The 16,326-nt window shown below is 32.0% G+C and carries 16 protein-coding genes; 6 read left to right on the forward strand and 10 right to left on the reverse strand.

All coding sequences use genetic code 11. The features are described 5' to 3' along the window. Positions 1–9 precede the first annotated feature (9 nt). From cdhC to JH146_RS00035, 7 genes are all read right to left on the reverse strand, one after another. A complete protein-coding gene (gene cdhC / locus JH146_RS00005; protein WP_048201073.1) occupies positions 10–1,413 on the reverse strand; it encodes a CO dehydrogenase/CO-methylating acetyl-CoA synthase complex subunit beta in 1,404 nt (467 codons plus the stop codon). A 24-nt stretch (positions 1,414–1,437) separates the two neighbouring features. Beyond that, positions 1,438–1,893 (reverse strand): 4Fe-4S dicluster domain-containing protein, encoded by a 456-nt coding sequence (locus JH146_RS00010; RefSeq protein WP_048201074.1) that lies wholly within the window; start codon positions 1,891–1,893, stop codon positions 1,438–1,440. 1 nt (position 1,894) lies between these two features. Next, positions 1,895–2,335, reverse strand: a complete 441-nt coding sequence (gene cdhB / locus JH146_RS00015; protein WP_048201075.1) for a CO dehydrogenase/acetyl-CoA synthase complex subunit epsilon — start codon at positions 2,333–2,335, stop codon at positions 1,895–1,897. 155 nt (positions 2,336–2,490) lie between these two features. After that, positions 2,491–4,818, reverse strand: a complete 2,328-nt coding sequence (gene cdhA / locus JH146_RS00020; protein WP_048201076.1) for a CO dehydrogenase/acetyl-CoA synthase complex subunit alpha — start codon at positions 4,816–4,818, stop codon at positions 2,491–2,493. Between the two features lie 240 nt (positions 4,819–5,058). Beyond that, positions 5,059–7,275: an acetyl-CoA decarbonylase/synthase complex subunit alpha/beta gene (acsB, locus tag JH146_RS08510; protein ID WP_081874434.1), complete on the reverse strand. Its 2,217-nt coding sequence runs from the start codon at positions 7,273–7,275 to the stop codon at positions 5,059–5,061. A gap of 280 nt (positions 7,276–7,555) precedes the next feature. Next, positions 7,556–8,002, reverse strand: a complete 447-nt coding sequence (gene ptr1 / locus JH146_RS00030; protein WP_048201077.1) for an HTH-type transcriptional regulator Ptr1 — start codon at positions 8,000–8,002, stop codon at positions 7,556–7,558. A 4-nt stretch (positions 8,003–8,006) separates the two neighbouring features. Further along, complete coding sequence (locus JH146_RS00035; RefSeq protein ID WP_048201078.1) at positions 8,007–8,513, reverse strand: V4R domain-containing protein; 507 nt, start codon at positions 8,511–8,513, stop codon at positions 8,007–8,009. 74 nt (positions 8,514–8,587) lie between these two features. Here JH146_RS00035 and JH146_RS00040 point away from each other — a divergent pair, with 74 nt between their 5' ends. The 6 genes from JH146_RS00040 to JH146_RS00065 all read left to right on the forward strand — a co-directional run bounded on the left by JH146_RS00040 (position 8,588) and on the right by JH146_RS00065 (position 13,018). Further along, the gene (locus JH146_RS00040; protein ID WP_048201079.1) at positions 8,588–8,800 is read left to right on the forward strand and encodes an AtpZ/AtpI family protein; all 213 of its coding nucleotides are present in this window, start codon (positions 8,588–8,590) and stop codon (positions 8,798–8,800) included. Next, a complete protein-coding gene (locus JH146_RS00045; protein ID WP_048201080.1) occupies positions 8,760–9,773 on the forward strand; it encodes an RNA-guided pseudouridylation complex pseudouridine synthase subunit Cbf5 in 1,014 nt (337 codons plus the stop codon). The genes JH146_RS00040 and JH146_RS00045 overlap by 41 nt, the downstream gene beginning before the upstream one ends. Before the next feature lie 21 nt (positions 9,774–9,794). Continuing rightward, a complete protein-coding gene (locus JH146_RS00050; protein ID WP_048201081.1) occupies positions 9,795–10,889 on the forward strand; it encodes an ATP-binding protein in 1,095 nt (364 codons plus the stop codon). A 118-nt stretch (positions 10,890–11,007) separates the two neighbouring features. Next, a complete protein-coding gene (locus tag JH146_RS00055; RefSeq protein WP_048201082.1) occupies positions 11,008–11,217 on the forward strand; it encodes a 4Fe-4S dicluster domain-containing protein in 210 nt (69 codons plus the stop codon). A gap of 208 nt (positions 11,218–11,425) precedes the next feature. After that, positions 11,426–12,232, forward strand: coding sequence for a GTP cyclohydrolase III (locus tag JH146_RS00060; protein WP_048201083.1), 807 nt, complete (start codon positions 11,426–11,428; stop codon positions 12,230–12,232). Positions 12,233–12,241: 9 nt separating this feature from the next. Next, a complete protein-coding gene (locus JH146_RS00065; protein WP_048201084.1) occupies positions 12,242–13,018 on the forward strand; it encodes an MJ0144 family RNA dihydrouridine synthase-like protein in 777 nt (258 codons plus the stop codon). Here the strand turns inward: JH146_RS00065 and hemA are convergent. The 3 genes from hemA to JH146_RS00080 are packed head-to-tail and all read right to left on the reverse strand — an operon-like array spanning position 13,015 to position 16,304. Beyond that, positions 13,015–14,193 (reverse strand): glutamyl-tRNA reductase, encoded by a 1,179-nt coding sequence (gene hemA / locus JH146_RS00070; RefSeq protein ID WP_048201085.1) that lies wholly within the window; start codon positions 14,191–14,193, stop codon positions 13,015–13,017. The genes JH146_RS00065 and hemA overlap by 4 nt on opposite strands. After that, the gene (locus JH146_RS00075) at positions 14,174–14,800 is read right to left on the reverse strand and encodes a precorrin-2 dehydrogenase/sirohydrochlorin ferrochelatase family protein (protein WP_048201086.1); all 627 of its coding nucleotides are present in this window, start codon (positions 14,798–14,800) and stop codon (positions 14,174–14,176) included. The genes hemA and JH146_RS00075 overlap by 20 nt, the downstream gene beginning before the upstream one ends. Position 14,801: 1 nt before the next feature. After that, positions 14,802–16,304, reverse strand: a complete 1,503-nt coding sequence (locus tag JH146_RS00080) for a B12-binding domain-containing radical SAM protein (protein ID WP_048201087.1) — start codon at positions 16,302–16,304, stop codon at positions 14,802–14,804. Positions 16,305–16,326: the final 22 nt, after the last annotated feature.

Below are 16,326 nucleotides of genomic sequence, written 5' to 3' on the forward strand. Positions count from 1 at the left end.
TGAAAGAGGTTAATTTTTCTTTTTCTTCTTTTCTGGTTCTTCTTTTGTAATGATTATTTTCTCTGCCTTAATCACAGCATTGTATAGAACTATTTTTATTCCTGGTGGTAATCCAGCAAATGTTCCCGGTAAAGTCATTGTTGGTACTTCAATTCCTTCAGCTTCTTCCATCTCTTCTTCAACTTCTTCCTCTTCCCCTACTGCTTTACTCTCAACCCCTATTCTCTCAGCACATGGATGTCCTTTCTCTTTCAAGAATTTAACTAACTCATCAGTAGTTTTAACGTCTTCTTCGGTTGCTATCTTATCATACAACTCTTCTGGTATCGCATCTTTAACTCTCTCTTTTAACTCTTTTGGTAACCAAACTACCCTCTCCCAACCACCATCTCCTTGTAAGAATTTAGGTGATTTCATGTATGCTATCGATATACCAACAAACCCTGGAACTTGCTTTCCTCCACTGCACTGTCCTGCTAATGTTGAAAATGGAATTCCCATAGGAGTTTCTCCTTTAAATCCTCTATGCGCTATCCCAAATCCATCAACTTCAGGAATGTAGAAAGCAACTGCTTCAAAACAACCACAAGATGTACATGGTTTTTCTAATCCACTATGTAAAGTTACTTCTTCAACTGTTCCTTGCGACCTTTCTCTAACGACATCATTTACTCCTGAGTAAATCCCTAATTTTTCATCTAAACATTCCCCTTTAGGTATTTCAAATATGGGCCCATTAGGGTCTATCTTAGCAGCTGCTCTCGCATCTAAATAATTAATTCCTCCACACAACGCTGGTCTATCTGGTGTTATAACACATACATGAGTTGGGGCGAAACTTTGACACATTATACAACCATAGAATACATCAACATCTTCTTCATGTAATGCCCTTGTTCTTTCATCCCTATTGTTATAGATTTCTCTTGCTTTCTCCAACTCTTCTTTAACTTTATCTGGGTCTGTAATTAATATAACATCACACTTTTCGATAAATGGAAACTCTGCCTTAAACAATCTTTGAACGACTTTACCAACATGCTCTAATCTTAGCCCTTTACCAAACGAATTCTTGTTTATCCTAATCCATACTTGGTCTCTCTGGTTTAAGTGCATAACTCCTTCTATGTAATTAAAGAACTCGTGAATTCTTCTCTCTAAAACCCCTTCTAAATCTTCTTCTAAGTTATCACCACTAACTTGAACGATTATAGCGAATGGGTTTCTACTACCTTCTTCCATCTCATCGATATCTTTTCCGATAATTTCAACTTTATCCTCTGCTTTATCGACTACTTTAACTAACTCAAAACCATAACTCTTAGGCCCTGCTAACTCAACATACATGTCAGGACCTCTAACTCTCTCTCCTTCATTCATCGGTCCTACTGAGACAGGGATATCATCAAACATGTCCTCTCACCTTAAGTGTTTTATTTATAGCTTCTCTTTAGCTTCTTCTCTTAGGATTTTCAATATCTTTTTTCTTTTCTCTTCTTTCATCATATCAAGTGTTTCTTCTGATACTAACAATAAGGCATTATCTTTACATGCTTCAATACAAGCAGGTGTTATTCTATCAGTGTCTAAGCAGAGAGTGCATTTGTGAGCAACCTTATTTTTTATAAATATTGCTCCTATAGGACAAGCAATTGCACACATTCCACAAGCTATACATCTTTCTTTTTCTACAATTGGAATGCCATCTTTTAGATAAATTGCATCAACAGGGCAGATTTCTTTACAAGGAGCTCTTTCACACTGCATACAGAATATAGGAATGCCGTCAACTTTTCTTACTCTACTTTCTCCATGAATCTCTTTGCAGATGTTTATGCAATCATAACATTTGGTGCATTTTTCAGGATTTAAGACAATAATTTTTGGGTTCATCTTACCCCTCCAACAATTTCTTCAGATAATCTAAATACTCATCCTCACTGAGATTTGGGAAGGAATAGATAGTATTTGGCTGGTAATATTTGTCTATAGAAACTGTTATCACATTTGAAAACTGTTTTAAGTGTGTTGCTGCCTGAGCTAAGTAATAGTAAGTTATTCCTGTGAATAAAGCTAAATCATAATCACTATTTGCTAAATATTTCATTATTGCCATTAAATTCATTTCTTCTGGTGTTTTTATTACTTTTAAGTTATATCTCTCAATTAATTTGTTAATTAACTCTTTCTCATCATTCTCTAAGTTCTCTCCCAATATTAAGATTGGTTTTTTAGCCCTTCTAATCATCATTTTAACAAGTGTTGGGGAAGTTATCTCAGCATGAGCTACATTACTTCCAGCTGTTGGGATATAGGCTATAAATCTCTCATCCATCGCTATCACCAGATTCAAAAAATTAAATTAAGTTTTTCAAAAATTTAAAATTTAGATTTTAATCTCTTCAACCATAGAGAGAGTGAAACCCCTCTATTGGAATACTCCTCCAATTTTAAAGTGGGTTGCCCCAATAGGGGCAAAGCTCTATGGGTTTAATACAGTATAGTTGGGTCTTGTGGATATTTTTCAAGAGGTTTCCATCCTTTCTCTTCCAAGTAAGCCATTATCTTATCTTTCATCATGAAAGGAATGTCTTTTTCAGTTCTAACGAATTTTTCTAAATCAGGTGGCATCTTTCCAAAGTATTTTTCATATAAATCAACGTAGTGGTAAATCTTGTTAGCTCTACCTTTTGGATTGTCATTTGGCCTCATACATAGCTTTGGAATCATGCAGATACATTCTTTAACATTTTCAGCAGTTACAATTAGATGTTCAGGAACGGGGTCTATCTCTAAAATTTCTCCTGTTTTTTTATCTTTAACTTTGAATTTCTCTCCATTGCTTAGGTATAGTCTTCTATACTTAGCCCCATGTGGTCCTACAATAACAGGTATTCCCCATCTATTGACTCCAGTAGCAATTGCAGCAGCTTTTTGACTCATAGCTCCCCATGCAACTCCAACAGCTCCAACCTTGTTTAGTATGTAATCAGCAACTTCAGCATAGTTCCCTCTTAACGGAACTTTAGCAAAGATGTTAGCTATTTTTATAGCAGCTCCGGTAATGTGGCAATTTGATAGACAAGAACCACAATTTACAAGCCCTCCTGCTCTGAACTCACCTGGATATTTTTCATATAATGTTTTTCCATCTTTATCCTTCCACATTGCAATTGACATTGCAGCACAACCAGATGTTACAACTATATATTTCCTCTCCAAGAACTCTTTTGCTATTAAGGCAACTTCTTCTTCACCATTTGGATGGTTTGAACAGCCAACTAAAGCAACAACTCCTGGGATGTCTCCAAATACAATTGGTGCCCCAACACTTCTAATTTCAACATCTTTGATAGGCCCTCTTCCAGCTCTTATCTTGAATTTTAAATCTTTGTAATAAGCTTCTCCTACTTTTGTTGTCATGCTAACTATTGGCAAATTCCTTGGACAGATTGTTTCACATCTTCCACAGCTGTAACATTTTTTGTATAAATCAACAAATCCATCAAAATTACCTTGTTTTGCTAAAGTCATTGCTTCTTTAACCTTAAATGCGTTAGGACAGTTTCTGTTACACCATCCACATTCAGTGCATTGCTTTGCCAATTCAACAACTTCATTTAAATCTGGTAGAGTCTTTCTGTCCTTTCTTTCTTTAGCAACTATTTTAGCAACTTCAACAGCAACTTTTCCAACTTTTTCTTCATCTAAAATTAAAGCTGCTCTATTTCTTAATAAGTAGCCAATAATTTCATCTTCACTTAAATGTGAAACATCCTCTAAACCTAAGCACATCTTTTCATTTGTTGCAATCAACACAGCCCCAGTTTTTAAAACCTCTTCTAAAATATCTGTTCTAATACACTGCTCATCTACAACAACAACATCTGCAACTCCACTTCTAACAAACATCAACTGTCTTGATAAAGGCCCAACAATCTTTGCTTTATCTGAAACTCTTGAGATATCTATAGCTGTACAGCAGATACCACAAACCTCTACATCATCTTCCATATTATTTTCTTCTAAATATTCCAATATATAACTACCTGGAACTACATTATGCCCTATACATAAGATAACCGGCTTACTCTTATCTATACAACCAAATCCTAACTCTATCAAAGGAGCGTCTTCATCTCCTTTTGGCATGTTGTAAGCAACTATTTGAGCTATATCTCCAACTTCCCTTGCTAAATCATCAATCATTCCTGCATGGAATGCTTTACTCTCAAAATCTAAGTAATCTCCCTCTTGTCCAGTATGTGCTGCTGATAAGAGATGAGTTATTTGCTCTTCACAATAATCTAAAATTTTCTCTAAATCTCCTAAAGTTTTTGGTCTAATGCCCATGACAGTTCTTGTTATTGGTGCTTCAACCTCTATCTCATTGCCTAAATTAATTGGATAGTCCTTCCCTAACTTTTCAATTAGGTGATGAACTAAATGCCTACTATGCCCTGTGTGACATGCAGTCCCAATACAGCAAGCGATTAAAACTATCCTTGCCTGTTGTGCTTTAATATTTAAACCACAAGCCCCTTTCTTTCCTCTGCTTAAATCACACTTTCCAAATGTACATAAACAACACAAATCACAGATTGGCATATAAAAGGGAGGATATCTTTCCAATAGTTTAAAATCCCAATGTCTTAATGTAGGAACTTTTGGTTTTGGTGTAGGTCCCATTGGTTCCCAATCTTCTTCCTCCTCTGCTTCACCAAACTTTACACTCATTGATATATTGGCGTTTTTCATCTTAACTAAAGGCGTGAGAAGTTTTTTGACATCCATTTCTATGTTATTCCCCATAACCATCACTTCTTAATTGTCATGATTAATCATTATAATTCTAAGGTTAGTTTGTAAGACTTTGATATATAAACTTTGTTATGATGAAAATCTATTTTGGTATGAAAATAAGGATTAAATTTCTCTCTCTAATAAAAAATTACGCATTTCGTAATTTATTTTTAGAAAAATTATAAAAATAAACATCAATTAATTTAAAAAAATAAATAAACATGAAAATAAAAAAATAAAAATTAGGTGAAAGAATTACTTCTTTACATTAAAGTTAATAACTATCTTAACATTTTTCATAATAATCTGAATTCCTCCCTCTTTTGCTAACTTAGTTATCATTTCACCAACTTCAAGCCCTTCTTTCTCTTCTTTTTCAGCTACTACTGTTTCTTCTTTTTCTTCTACCTCTTCAGCAACATCTTCTGATTTCTTAACTATTGGATGTCCTTTCTCTTTCAAGAATTTAACTAACTCATCAGTAGTTTTAACGTCTTCTTCGGTTGCTATCTTATCATACAACTCTTCTGGTATCGCATCTTTAACTCTCTCTTTTAACTCTTTTGGTAACCAAACTACCCTCTCCCAACCACCATCTCCTTGTAAGAATTTAGGTGATTTCATGTATGCTATCGATATACCAACAAACCCTGGAACTTGCTTTCCTCCACTGCATTGCCCAGCAAGAGATGAGAATGGCAATCCGAAAGGAGTTTCTCCCCTAAAGTTTCTATGCACTACTCCAAACCCATCTACATCTAGAATATAGAAGACAATTGCCTCAAAACAACCACAAGATGTACATGGGTTAGTTAAGGCACTATGCAATGCCATTTCTTCTACACTACCCTGCGACCTTTCTCTAACAACGTCATTTATTCCAGAATAAACTCCTAATTTTTCATCTAAACATTCCCCTTTTGGTATCTCAAATATTGGTCCATTAGGGTCTATCTTTGCTGCAGCTCTCGCATCTAAGTAGTTTATACTACCACATAGTGAAGGTCTATCTGGGGTTATAACACATACGTGTGTTGGGGCAAAACTTTGACACATTATACAACCATAGAATACATCAACATCTTCTTCTCTTATAGATTTTGTTTTTTCATCCCTCTTCTTGTAAATTTCTTTTGCTTTTTCTAATTCTTCCTTAACTTTATCAGGGTCGGTTATTATAATTACGTCACATTTTTCTATTATTGGGAAATGCTCTTTAAAGAGCTGTTTTACGACCTCACCAATGTGTTTTAACCTTAGCCCCTTATTAAACGAATTCTTGTTTATCCTAATCCATACTTGGTCTCTCTGGTTTAAGTGCATAACTCCTTCTATGTAATTAAAGAACTCGTGAATTCTTCTCTCTAAAACCCCTTCTAAATCTTCTTCTAAGTTATCACCACTAACTTGAACGATTATAGCGAATGGGTTTCTACTACCTTCTTCCATCTCATCGATATCTTTTCCGATAATTTCAACTTTATCCTCTGCTTTATCGACTACTTTAACTAACTCAAAACCATAACTCTTAGGCCCTGCTAACTCAACATACATGTCAGGACCTCTAACTCTCTCTCCTTCATTCATCGGTCCTACTGAGACAGGGATATCAAACTCAACAACTTTAACCTCAACACCTTTCATTTTTAGAGCATTTTCTATTATGTTATCAATATCTGAACTCTCTAAAGCTCCTTCAATAACTGGCACTTCATTGTTGGTTATAACTGGGACCCCTGCCTTTATACACCCAGCCCCAGCGGCTAAAGTTATATCATCTAACTCACCTAAAGCTACAACAATAGCTGGGACTCTGTTTTTTAAATAATCAATAATCTCTTCCACTTTTCCTGGTTCAATTCCACCAAAGATTAATGGGGCTCTTATAGCTAAGTTTGCTGCGTGTATTGCTGAAGTTATTTCCTCACCAATAGGAACAAGTAATTTATCTAAGCCATATTCAATTCCTGCTTCATCCATTTCTTTAATTATATCCCCAACTAATAATGCCAAAATGTTTCTCTTTTTTATGTCATCAATGAGTTTCTTTAGTTTATCTTTATCCCCAACTTTTCCAATAACTACTAAAATAGCTGGAATCTTACCTTCAACAAGTGGAACCCCCAAACCTCTCAATATCTCATCTGGAATAAAGCCAACATACGGCTCTTTATATGGTTTATCACTCTTTGCATATTTTAATGCCTCAATTGCCTCAGCACATATTAAAGTTACAACACCAGCATCTAAGGCATTTTCTAAGCTCTCTTCTTCTTTTATTTCAAGTGAATTAATTAATTCTTTTAAATCTTTAACTGTCTCTACTTTTTTTCCTAAAAGTCCATATATAATTGGCAGATTGTAGTTTGTTCCAGGATATGATACCTTTAAATTATCATCTTCCTTCTCTAAAATCTCTTTTGTTAGCTTTAGAGCTGTTTTTCCACCTTCTATTATGTTGCTTACAACCATCATTTCACCATATAATTAAATTTTTGAATATTTAATTTTAACATAAGTTTTTCAATTTTAAGTTTATGCATTACTATATATAGCTACTACGCAATGCGAAATTTTTATGCAAATTATTTTCTACAAAATTATAAAATTTGAGATAAAAGTAGCAAAAACCTAAACATTAATTAAAAATTTTTATGAGTTGCAAAATAGAAAATAGGGCTTTTTTAAATGTTTCTATTTGATTTCTTTGGTAATATTTGATTTTTTTATTTATTAATGAAGTAATAAAATTTTATATTGGCATCTTACTACCATCTTTAAAAGTCCTTAATACGAGAGTTACCTTACATCCGTTAACATTAACTAATGGATATATCTTCTCTGCCAAAAAGTTCCCTAAACTTTCCATATCCTTTAAAATTGCTATACAGACAGCATCATATTCTCCAGTTGTTTGATAAAGCTCTACAATTTCATCAAGCTCTTTTAATTTATTGAGCGTTTCTTCAACCTTAGATGGCTTTATATATAAACCTAAAATAGCCACAACTTCAAACCCTAAATTTTTTGGATTTATGGATGCATGAAAACCTGTTATAATACCATTTTCAATCATTTTTTTTACTCTATTTCTTACAGTCCCCTCACTAATCCCCAATTCCCTCCCAATCTCTCTAAATGATTTTCTGGCATTTTCATTTAAAATTCTTAGGATTTTTAAATCAATCCTGTCAATCATTTAATCACCAATACAATCTATCTTCAATCTTTACCAAAAATTCGCAGTATTCATCCCCATTACCACAGCATTTTACTTCAACAGCATTAACTTTCCTTCTCAGCTTTTTTTCTAAGGTTCCTGCTATTAATCCTGCTTCAAAATGACATAGAGTTGTGCCAACATTTGGAACGTTATGGCAAGAGATGCAATCTTTTAAAATTAACACCATTTCATCTTCATCAACTTTTTTTGTCTCTAAAATTCCAATCTTTGCCTTCTTTAATATCTCTGCAAAGCTTTCAAGTAAGTTAGATTCATCAACACATCTGGAAATTACTTCCTTACCAATGTCTTTTCCAATATTGTAAATTATTGCTTCAATTCCACAACCAGCGGTTAAAACCCCTATCCTTACTGCCTGAAATATAGATAAAGGTATTAAATTTCCTAATGTTCTCTCTGGGGGGTTATTATTTATTAAATCTTTAATATCTTTCCTGATTTTTTTATGCAAAAGTTCTTTGTCCATGCTATCCCTCATATAGTCAATAATTTATATGATGATGATTTACTCATTAAGTAAAACTTATTTATTCTGATACTATGTTTAGAGATATTGCATTTGAATTTTTTATAATGATTGCCTTAGGTATTTTTATTGGTTATATGGTGGCTAAATATACAGATAATAATTTGTGGATAGTTGTCTTTTTATTATTTGGCATTTTCTGTGCATTTGGAAGGTTATTTAAAATGATTAAAGATTATGAAAAAGGTGATTTTATTGGAAAAAACTCAGGAAAAAAAGATAAATAATATAGAAGGAGAGCTTATAGTTAGAGAAGATGCTGAAACAAACTGGAATTACGGATGTGACCCATATAAAAGAAAAATAGATGATTTAATAAAATATGGTGTTGTTGTAGTTGATAAACCAAGAGGTCCAACATCTCATGAGGTTTCAACATGGGTAAAGAAAATCTTAAACTTAGATAAAGCTGGACATGGTGGGACATTAGACCCAAAGGTTACTGGTGTTTTGCCTGTTGCGTTAGAGAAGGCTACAAAAACAATACCAATGTGGCATATTCCGCCTAAAGAATATATCTGCCTAATGCATCTACATAGGGATGCTTCCGAAGAAGATATATTGAGAGTCTTTAAAGAATTTACAGGAAGGATTTATCAAAGACCACCATTAAAAGCGGCTGTTAAAAGAAGATTGAGGATTAGGAGGATTCATGAGTTAGAATTATTAGATAAAGATGGTAAGGATGTTTTATTTAGGGTTAAATGCCAATCTGGGACTTATATAAGGAAATTATGTGAAGATATAGGGGAAGCGTTAGGAACATCTGCCCACATGCAAGAGCTAAGAAGAGTTAAAAGTGGATGCTTTGAAGAGAAAGATGCTGTTTGTCTGCAAGATTTAGTTGATGCATATCATTTTTGGAAAGAAGATGGAGATGAAGAGGAGTTAAGGAGAGTAATAAAACCAATGGAATATGGATTGAGACATTTAAAGAAAGTTGTTGTTAAGGATTCTGCTGTTGATGCTATTTGCCATGGAGCAGATGTTTATGTTAGGGGGATAGCTAAATTGAGTAAAGGTATTGGAAAGGGAGAAACAGTTTTAGTTGAGACGTTGAAAGGAGAAGCAATTGGAGTAGGAAAGGCATTAATGAACACAAAAGAGATTTTAAATGCAGATAAAGGCATTGCTGTTGATGTTGAAAGAGTTTATATGGATAGGGGAACGTATCCAAGGATGTGGAAAAGAAGGAAGTGAAATTAAAAATGGTGATTTAAAATGAAATTCTTTAACAGAGAAAAAGAAATTAACGAAATTTTATCAATCTTAGAAGGAGAACCAAATAGTATTTATTTCATCTATGGCTCTATAAATAGCGGCAAAACAACTTTAATAAAGCACATAATAGAAAATAAACTAACTGATGATTATAAGGTTTTCTACATTAATTTTAGAACCTATTTAATCTCAGAAAAGAGAGAATTTATTGAGGCAATTTTTACTACTAAAAAAGATGATTTTTTTGAGAAGATAAAGGATAAAAATGAAGTTTTAAATTTGATAACAAAAGGAGCTAAGATTTTAACCGGTATTCCAATACCAGAAATTGAATTTGATAAACTATTTGAAGAGAAGATAAACGATGCCTTCCAATACTTAAACAGCTTATTGTTGGCTGTTAAAAAGAGTGGGAAAAAGCCGATATTAATCTTTGATGAGCTTCAAATGATTAAAGATGTTGTTTTAAATGGACAAAAATATTTATTAAAAGAATTGTTTCAGTTTTTAGTTTCTTTAACTAAAGAACAACATTTATGTCATGTTTTTTGTCTAAGTTCGGATAGTTTGTTTATTGAGTATGTTTATAATACTGGAGAGTTAGAGGGAAGGGTGAAATATCTATTGGTTGATGATTTTGATAAAGAGACAGCAATAAAGTTTATTGATTTCCTATCAGAAAACATTTTAAATAAAAGACTCTCTGATGATGAGAAAGAGTTAATCTATAGCTATGTAGGGGGGAAGCCAATATACATCTACAATGTAATTGATGAGATGAGATATAAAGAGCTAAAAGAAATTTTAGATTATATGTTAAAAGAAGAGACATCAAAACTAAATATGTTTTTAGAAATCTTAGAATATTCAAAACCAAAAGTAGAGATTGGCGATGAAAAAATTGAAATAAATAAAGAAGATATAGTTAGTGCATTAAGATTGTTTAAGGAAAGGTATGAAATTCCTAAAAAAGAGATTTCAATGCCCGTATATATTTATCTAATTAAGAAAAATATTCTATTCTTAAATCCTATTGAAGGAATTTTAAGACCACAATCATTTTTAATCTGGAATGCTATAAAAAGAGTGCTATAAATAGGACTTTCACAGGAACAAATTTTTGATTGAACTAACTGCCTGAATGAACTTTAATATATAAACTGTGAGTCCTATTTAATATATCAAAATATCAAAAAAGTATGGAGGGATAATAATGAAGATAGAAATAAATGAAAACTTCTGTAAGGGATGTGATATATGTATTGTAGTATGCCCAAGAGGAGTGTTTGAGAAATCAAAAAAGTTGAATAAAAAAGGTATCTATCCACCAATCCCAGTAAATGCTGAAAAATGCACAAAGTGCAATCTCTGTGTATTACAATGCCCAGACCAGGCAATATCAATAGAACTTTCGCAGGAATAAAATTTTATTATTGCACAAAGATGCCTTTTGGCATCAATGTTCCTTAATTAAAGGTATAAACTGCGAAAGTTCTATTCAATAGAAGAGTAATTAATTTTTTTAATAGCCTACACATAAACTTTTTAATGAATAATAATAAATAAAACTACATTGAAGTTAATTATTTGCTAAACTAATATTTACATAAATTATTGAAAGAGATGGGAAGATGATTCAAATAACGGTAATTCAAATAGATAATTACGGACCTTGGACAGTTACACCAAATCCAAGAAGAGAGAGTGATTTACAAGCTCTGCAGAGCAGATTATATGCTGATTTAAATCTCATGTTTGGGGCTCATAAGGGATTGGTGTTTTATACAAGATTTGATAATTTAATAGCTATAACAAATGGTATTGATTTAATTACACATAAGAGAATTCAGGAAAGTATAAGGAATAGGTATCCATTTACAGTTAGTATGGCTATTGCTTCAGCTGAAACACCTTATGAAGCTCAAAAACTTGCTACAGAAACACTACAAGAGCATGGAAGTGCTCAGGATGAAAACAGAAAGGAAGTTTTAGATGTTACCAATGAGTTAGTTGTTGATGGATATGTTCAGATTGCCCACATTGATATAAATAACATTACAGGAACTCTTACAGATATAGTGAGTGCCTATGACACCTATCTAAATGTAAATAAAGTTAAATTGGCATTGATGGAGGAGCTTTTAAAACATAATGCTTTGTTGTTTTTCATAGGTGGAGATAACTTCATGTCTCCATCAAATGGAATGAATGAGGAAGATTTCTTAGATATTTTCAACAGAATCAATAAAAAGTATAAGATAGAGCTAAAAGCAGGAATTGGGATAGGAAGAACTGCTGAAGATGCCTCAAACTTAGCAGATATTGGATTAGAAAAAATTAGAGGAAAGTTGGTTGATAAGAATGTATGCACTTTAAAGCAGGATGACTTTTTAGAGCAAAATATAACAACTGGAAGATTATGTGGATTACAAAGGTGATTACATACTATGAACAAAAAAATAGAAGAATTAAATGAGTTAGATAAAAAAGTTGTCTTAGCTCCAATGGCAGGCATTACTGATGGGGATTTCTGCAAAAAATTTAAAGATTTGTTTGCCATTGTTACCATTGGTGGCTATAATTTAGATACTGCAACTTATAAAGCAAGTAAAGAGATAGAAAAAAGAGGAAGGAAGGAATTTTCTATAAATTTGGAGGAGTTCAACAACTATATAATTGAGCAAATAAAAAAGGCAAGAGAAAGCAATGCCTTAGTTTCAGTTAATGTTAGATTTGTTGATATAGATGAAGCTTATGATAAATTATTAACCATTGCTAAACATGCTGATGTCATTGAACTTAACTGCCATTGTAGGCAGAAGGAAATAACTTCATTAGGCATAGGGCAAGAGTTAATGAAAAATAAAAATCTTCTGAAAGAATTTTTAACTAAAATGAAAGAGTTAAATAAACCAATTTTTTTAAAGATAAGGTTAAATTACATCCCATTAAAAGAGTTAATAGATAATTTAAACTATGTGAGAGATTATTTTGATGGATTGCACGTTGATTGTTTTTATCCCGGAAAACCTTATGCTGATTTAAACTCATTAAAAACCTTAGCAGAAGAATTTAGTGATAAGGTAATAATTGGAAATAACTCAATCGATTCATTAGAAAAAGCTAAGGAAATGCTAAGATACTCTGATTTTGTATCTGTTGCAAGGACTGTTTTAAAAGGTAATGTTAAATGGATAAAAGAGCTAAATGAAAGAGACATTTAATTTTTATTTTTACTACCGAGTTTTTTAAATTCTTTGGCTAAGCACTCAAAAACCTCTTTATCTTCCACATTCTCAAATATCTTTATTATATCGTAAATTATCCTTTTACACAATGCCTTTGAAAAATCTTCTAAAACTTCTTCAACAGATTTATTTTTATTCTTCAATATCTTTTTCGCTTTTTCAACTTCCTTCTTTCTTACATTTTCAATATACTGCCCAAGTTCTTTTATTGCTGTTTCAAATCTCATTTTATCAAGAAGCTCTTTTAACTGCTCCAACTCCTCACAAATAATCATCTCAACCTTTGGAATTTCTTCTTTCCTCTTCTTTAAATTTTCCTCAGCCACTAATCTCAAATCATCAATTGTAAATAAAAAAATATCTGGCAACTCTCTAATATCATCAGTTGTATCTCTTGGATTGGCTATATCTATAATAATTGTCTTTCCAGCATTTTTTAATCGCTCTTTATTTAAAATTGGGTGTGGGGCTCCTGTTGCTGAAATAACTATATCGGCATATCTTAAAGCTTCTTCCAATTTATCAAACTTTATAGCCATTCCTCCAAGTTCTTTAGCTAATTTTTCAGCTTTTTCATAGGTTCTGTTTGCTACAATAATTGCTTTAATGTTTTTTTCCTTCAACGCCTTTATAACTAAATTTGCCATCTCTCCAGCTCCAATTAATAAGACATTTTTTCCTTCTAATCCAAAAATTTTTTCTGCCAATTCAACTGCCGCAGAGCCAATTGAAACCCCGCCTTCGTTTATCTTTGTCTCCACTCTCGCTCTCTGTCCAGTATGTATTGCTTTTAAAATAATTTTCTCTAATTTTTTAGATATTTTGCCTTTTTCTTTTGCTTTTAGATAGGCATTTTTTAACTGCCCAAGTATTTGGTTTTCTCCAACAATCATTGACTCTAAACCACATGCAACTCTAAAAAGATGCTCTACTGCTTTATCTCCAATCAAAATGTCAAACTTCTCTAAATTTACGTTTTTAAGGTTTTTGATTTCTTCTAAGCTATCTACATCAAATATTATTTCTACTCTGTTGCATGTTTGTAATAATATGGCATTATCAAACATCTCATAAAATTTTTCTTCATCCATTCTAAGCTTTTCTAATTCAGAAACGTTATATTTTTTATAATCAGCTTTTAGTATTATCATTCTCCCACTTCTCTATTAATCTTTTTAGTTCTTCTCTAAATTTCTCATTTTCAAAAATCTTTTTTAATATTTTTTCTCGGTCTCTCTGTTTAGGAATTGTCTCTTTTAAAAACTCTCTCATATATGCCATCATATTTATGTCAGTTGATTTTAGATAGTTTTCAACAAAAATTCTTATATGCTTAGCTATTAAAGGGCTTTTTCCTTTTGTGTATATGCTAAATATTACTTCATCAACTTCTGTATAGGCAGGGATGATAAAATTAACTCCTTCTGTCTTTGTTGAAGAATTTACAAATTTATTTAGCTCTTTAGCTAACTTAACTATCCTCTTATTAATTTCATCGTTGATAGCTGTAATTATAAAATCATACGTCATTATAATATTTTTTAGCTCTTTATCACTCAACTGATTAATATCAATTTCAATTAAATTTAGGTTTTTGTTATTTTCTTTTAATTTTTTTATTTCTTCATCAAATTCCTTAGAGTAAATATCAACAATTCCCCCACTTTTTAATATTTTCTTAGCCCTTCTCTTTCCTACACTTCCACAACCAAATACTGCAACTTTTTTTCCTTCAAAAGATAACAAAACAGGAAGCAAATTAATCACCTATAATTTTTCCTTCTAAATACTTTTCATAAGCTTTAATTATTTTAACTTTCTTTGTTTTTCCAATAAATTTAGCTCCATCTTTAACAACAACCATTAATCCGCTATCTGGAAGATAGCCAATAGCATCTCTTTTATTTCTAAAGTGTCTCTCTGATATTATAACTTCTAAAACTTTTCCTACATATTTTTTCTTTATCTCTAAATTTATTTTATTGGCTGTTTCTCTAATTAGTAAAGAATGCTTAGTAATATTTGGCTTAAAATTTTGAAATGCAGACATAGGTAGAGGCCTAAATTTATAGACAGTTATTTTGTCAATATATGGTTTAATTTTGTGCATAAAATTAACTGTGTTTTTTGCAGTCTCCTCATTCTCCCCAGGTAATCCATAGATAAAATATACTTGGGCTTTTAAATTATATTTTTTTGCTATTTTAACAGCTTTTAAGACATCGTCTGGTGTTGCAGGTCTTCCTAATAATCTGCAATGCTCTTTATCTCCACTCTCACAACCAATATAGATTGGGGTTTTTAGATATTTGCTAAATATCTCTGCTACTTTCTCATCAAACAAATTTGCCTTTATATTCTCAATTAATATGTTTGCATTATATTTATCAGCCAAATCTTTACACTTTGATAATAAAGATTCAATTGCTTCATAGTTTGGCTCTGGGAAGTGGGGATTTGTTAATTTCTCTCCTCTTTTATAATCTAAAAAATCTGGAGCAGATAAAACAATTCTTTTAACTCCTTCCTCTAATAATGCCTTAACCTCTTTTAGTATATCTTCTTCATCTCTACTTCTTGCATATCCAAAGACAGAAGGGACAGAGCAGAAACCACAACCAGGATTTATATTTAGAGGGCATTTTAATGTTCCATTTTCACATAAGTTGCATCTTTTGTTAGTGCATAATAATAGAGGTCTTTTAAAATTGCTACAGCCCCTAACAACCTCAACATAAACTCTCGCAGAGAAGTAATTTTTATAGTCTTTAATTTCTGTTGATGGGGTTATTAACTTTAAATCAGTTAAAATCTTCCTTAGAGGATTTATTTTTAACTCATCTTCATCATAATCCCAATATGTTGTTCCTTTAACATCTTTAGCATCAAAATCCTTCTTTATTAATTCTCTTATTGTTACCTCTCCCTCTCCAACTATGCTTATATCTGCCTCTATTTTTTCTAAAAGGTTTATATCATTAGCTATAGGCCCTCCGACAATTATTTTACTGTTAGTTTTTAATCTAATTCTTTCAACCAATTTTTTAACACATTTAAAGTCAGAAGTCATTGCACTAATAAAAATTAGGTTGTATTTTTTAACATTTTTAATATCTAAATCCTCTACAGGGGTTATCTTTGCTTCAATTCCTTCATTTTGCAAAATACCTTTAACTGTTCTCGGCCCAGCTCCAATAACATCCCTTGCTAAAATCCTTTTTCCATCACCAGAAGCTAAACAATCAATAATTAATGCTTTCATTTTCTCACTTATAAAAAATCTA

It is taken from the genome of Methanocaldococcus bathoardescens (assembly GCF_000739065.1).
Taxonomy (GTDB): domain Archaea; phylum AGJL01; class Methanococci; order Methanococcales; family Methanocaldococcaceae; genus Methanocaldococcus; species Methanocaldococcus bathoardescens.

What these genes read in the sequence shown, in the direction of transcription:
- cdhC (WP_048201073.1), bottom strand. Translation starts at nt 1,413, where the DNA reads ATGTTTGATGATATCCCTGTCTCAGTAGGACCGATGAATGAAGGAGAG.
- JH146_RS00010 (WP_048201074.1), bottom strand. Translation starts at nt 1,893, where the DNA reads ATGAACCCAAAAATTATTGTCTTAAATCCTGAAAAATGCACCAAATGT.
- cdhB (WP_048201075.1), bottom strand. Translation starts at nt 2,335, where the DNA reads ATGGATGAGAGATTTATAGCCTATATCCCAACAGCTGGAAGTAATGTA.
- cdhA (WP_048201076.1), bottom strand. Translation starts at nt 4,818, where the DNA reads ATGGTTATGGGGAATAACATAGAAATGGATGTCAAAAAACTTCTCACG.
- acsB (WP_081874434.1), bottom strand. Translation starts at nt 7,275, where the DNA reads ATGGTTGTAAGCAACATAATAGAAGGTGGAAAAACAGCTCTAAAGCTA.
- ptr1 (WP_048201077.1), bottom strand. Translation starts at nt 8,002, where the DNA reads ATGATTGACAGGATTGATTTAAAAATCCTAAGAATTTTAAATGAAAAT.
- JH146_RS00035 (WP_048201078.1), bottom strand. Translation starts at nt 8,513, where the DNA reads ATGGACAAAGAACTTTTGCATAAAAAAATCAGGAAAGATATTAAAGAT.
- JH146_RS00040 (WP_048201079.1), top strand. Translation starts at nt 8,588, where the DNA reads ATGTTTAGAGATATTGCATTTGAATTTTTTATAATGATTGCCTTAGGT.
- JH146_RS00050 (WP_048201081.1), top strand. Translation starts at nt 9,795, where the DNA reads ATGAAATTCTTTAACAGAGAAAAAGAAATTAACGAAATTTTATCAATC.
- JH146_RS00055 (WP_048201082.1), top strand. Translation starts at nt 11,008, where the DNA reads ATGAAGATAGAAATAAATGAAAACTTCTGTAAGGGATGTGATATATGT.
- JH146_RS00060 (WP_048201083.1), top strand. Translation starts at nt 11,426, where the DNA reads ATGATTCAAATAACGGTAATTCAAATAGATAATTACGGACCTTGGACA.
- JH146_RS00065 (WP_048201084.1), top strand. Translation starts at nt 12,242, where the DNA reads ATGAACAAAAAAATAGAAGAATTAAATGAGTTAGATAAAAAAGTTGTC.
- hemA (WP_048201085.1), bottom strand. Translation starts at nt 14,193, where the DNA reads ATGATAATACTAAAAGCTGATTATAAAAAATATAACGTTTCTGAATTA.
- JH146_RS00080 (WP_048201087.1), bottom strand. Translation starts at nt 16,304, where the DNA reads ATGAAAGCATTAATTATTGATTGTTTAGCTTCTGGTGATGGAAAAAGG.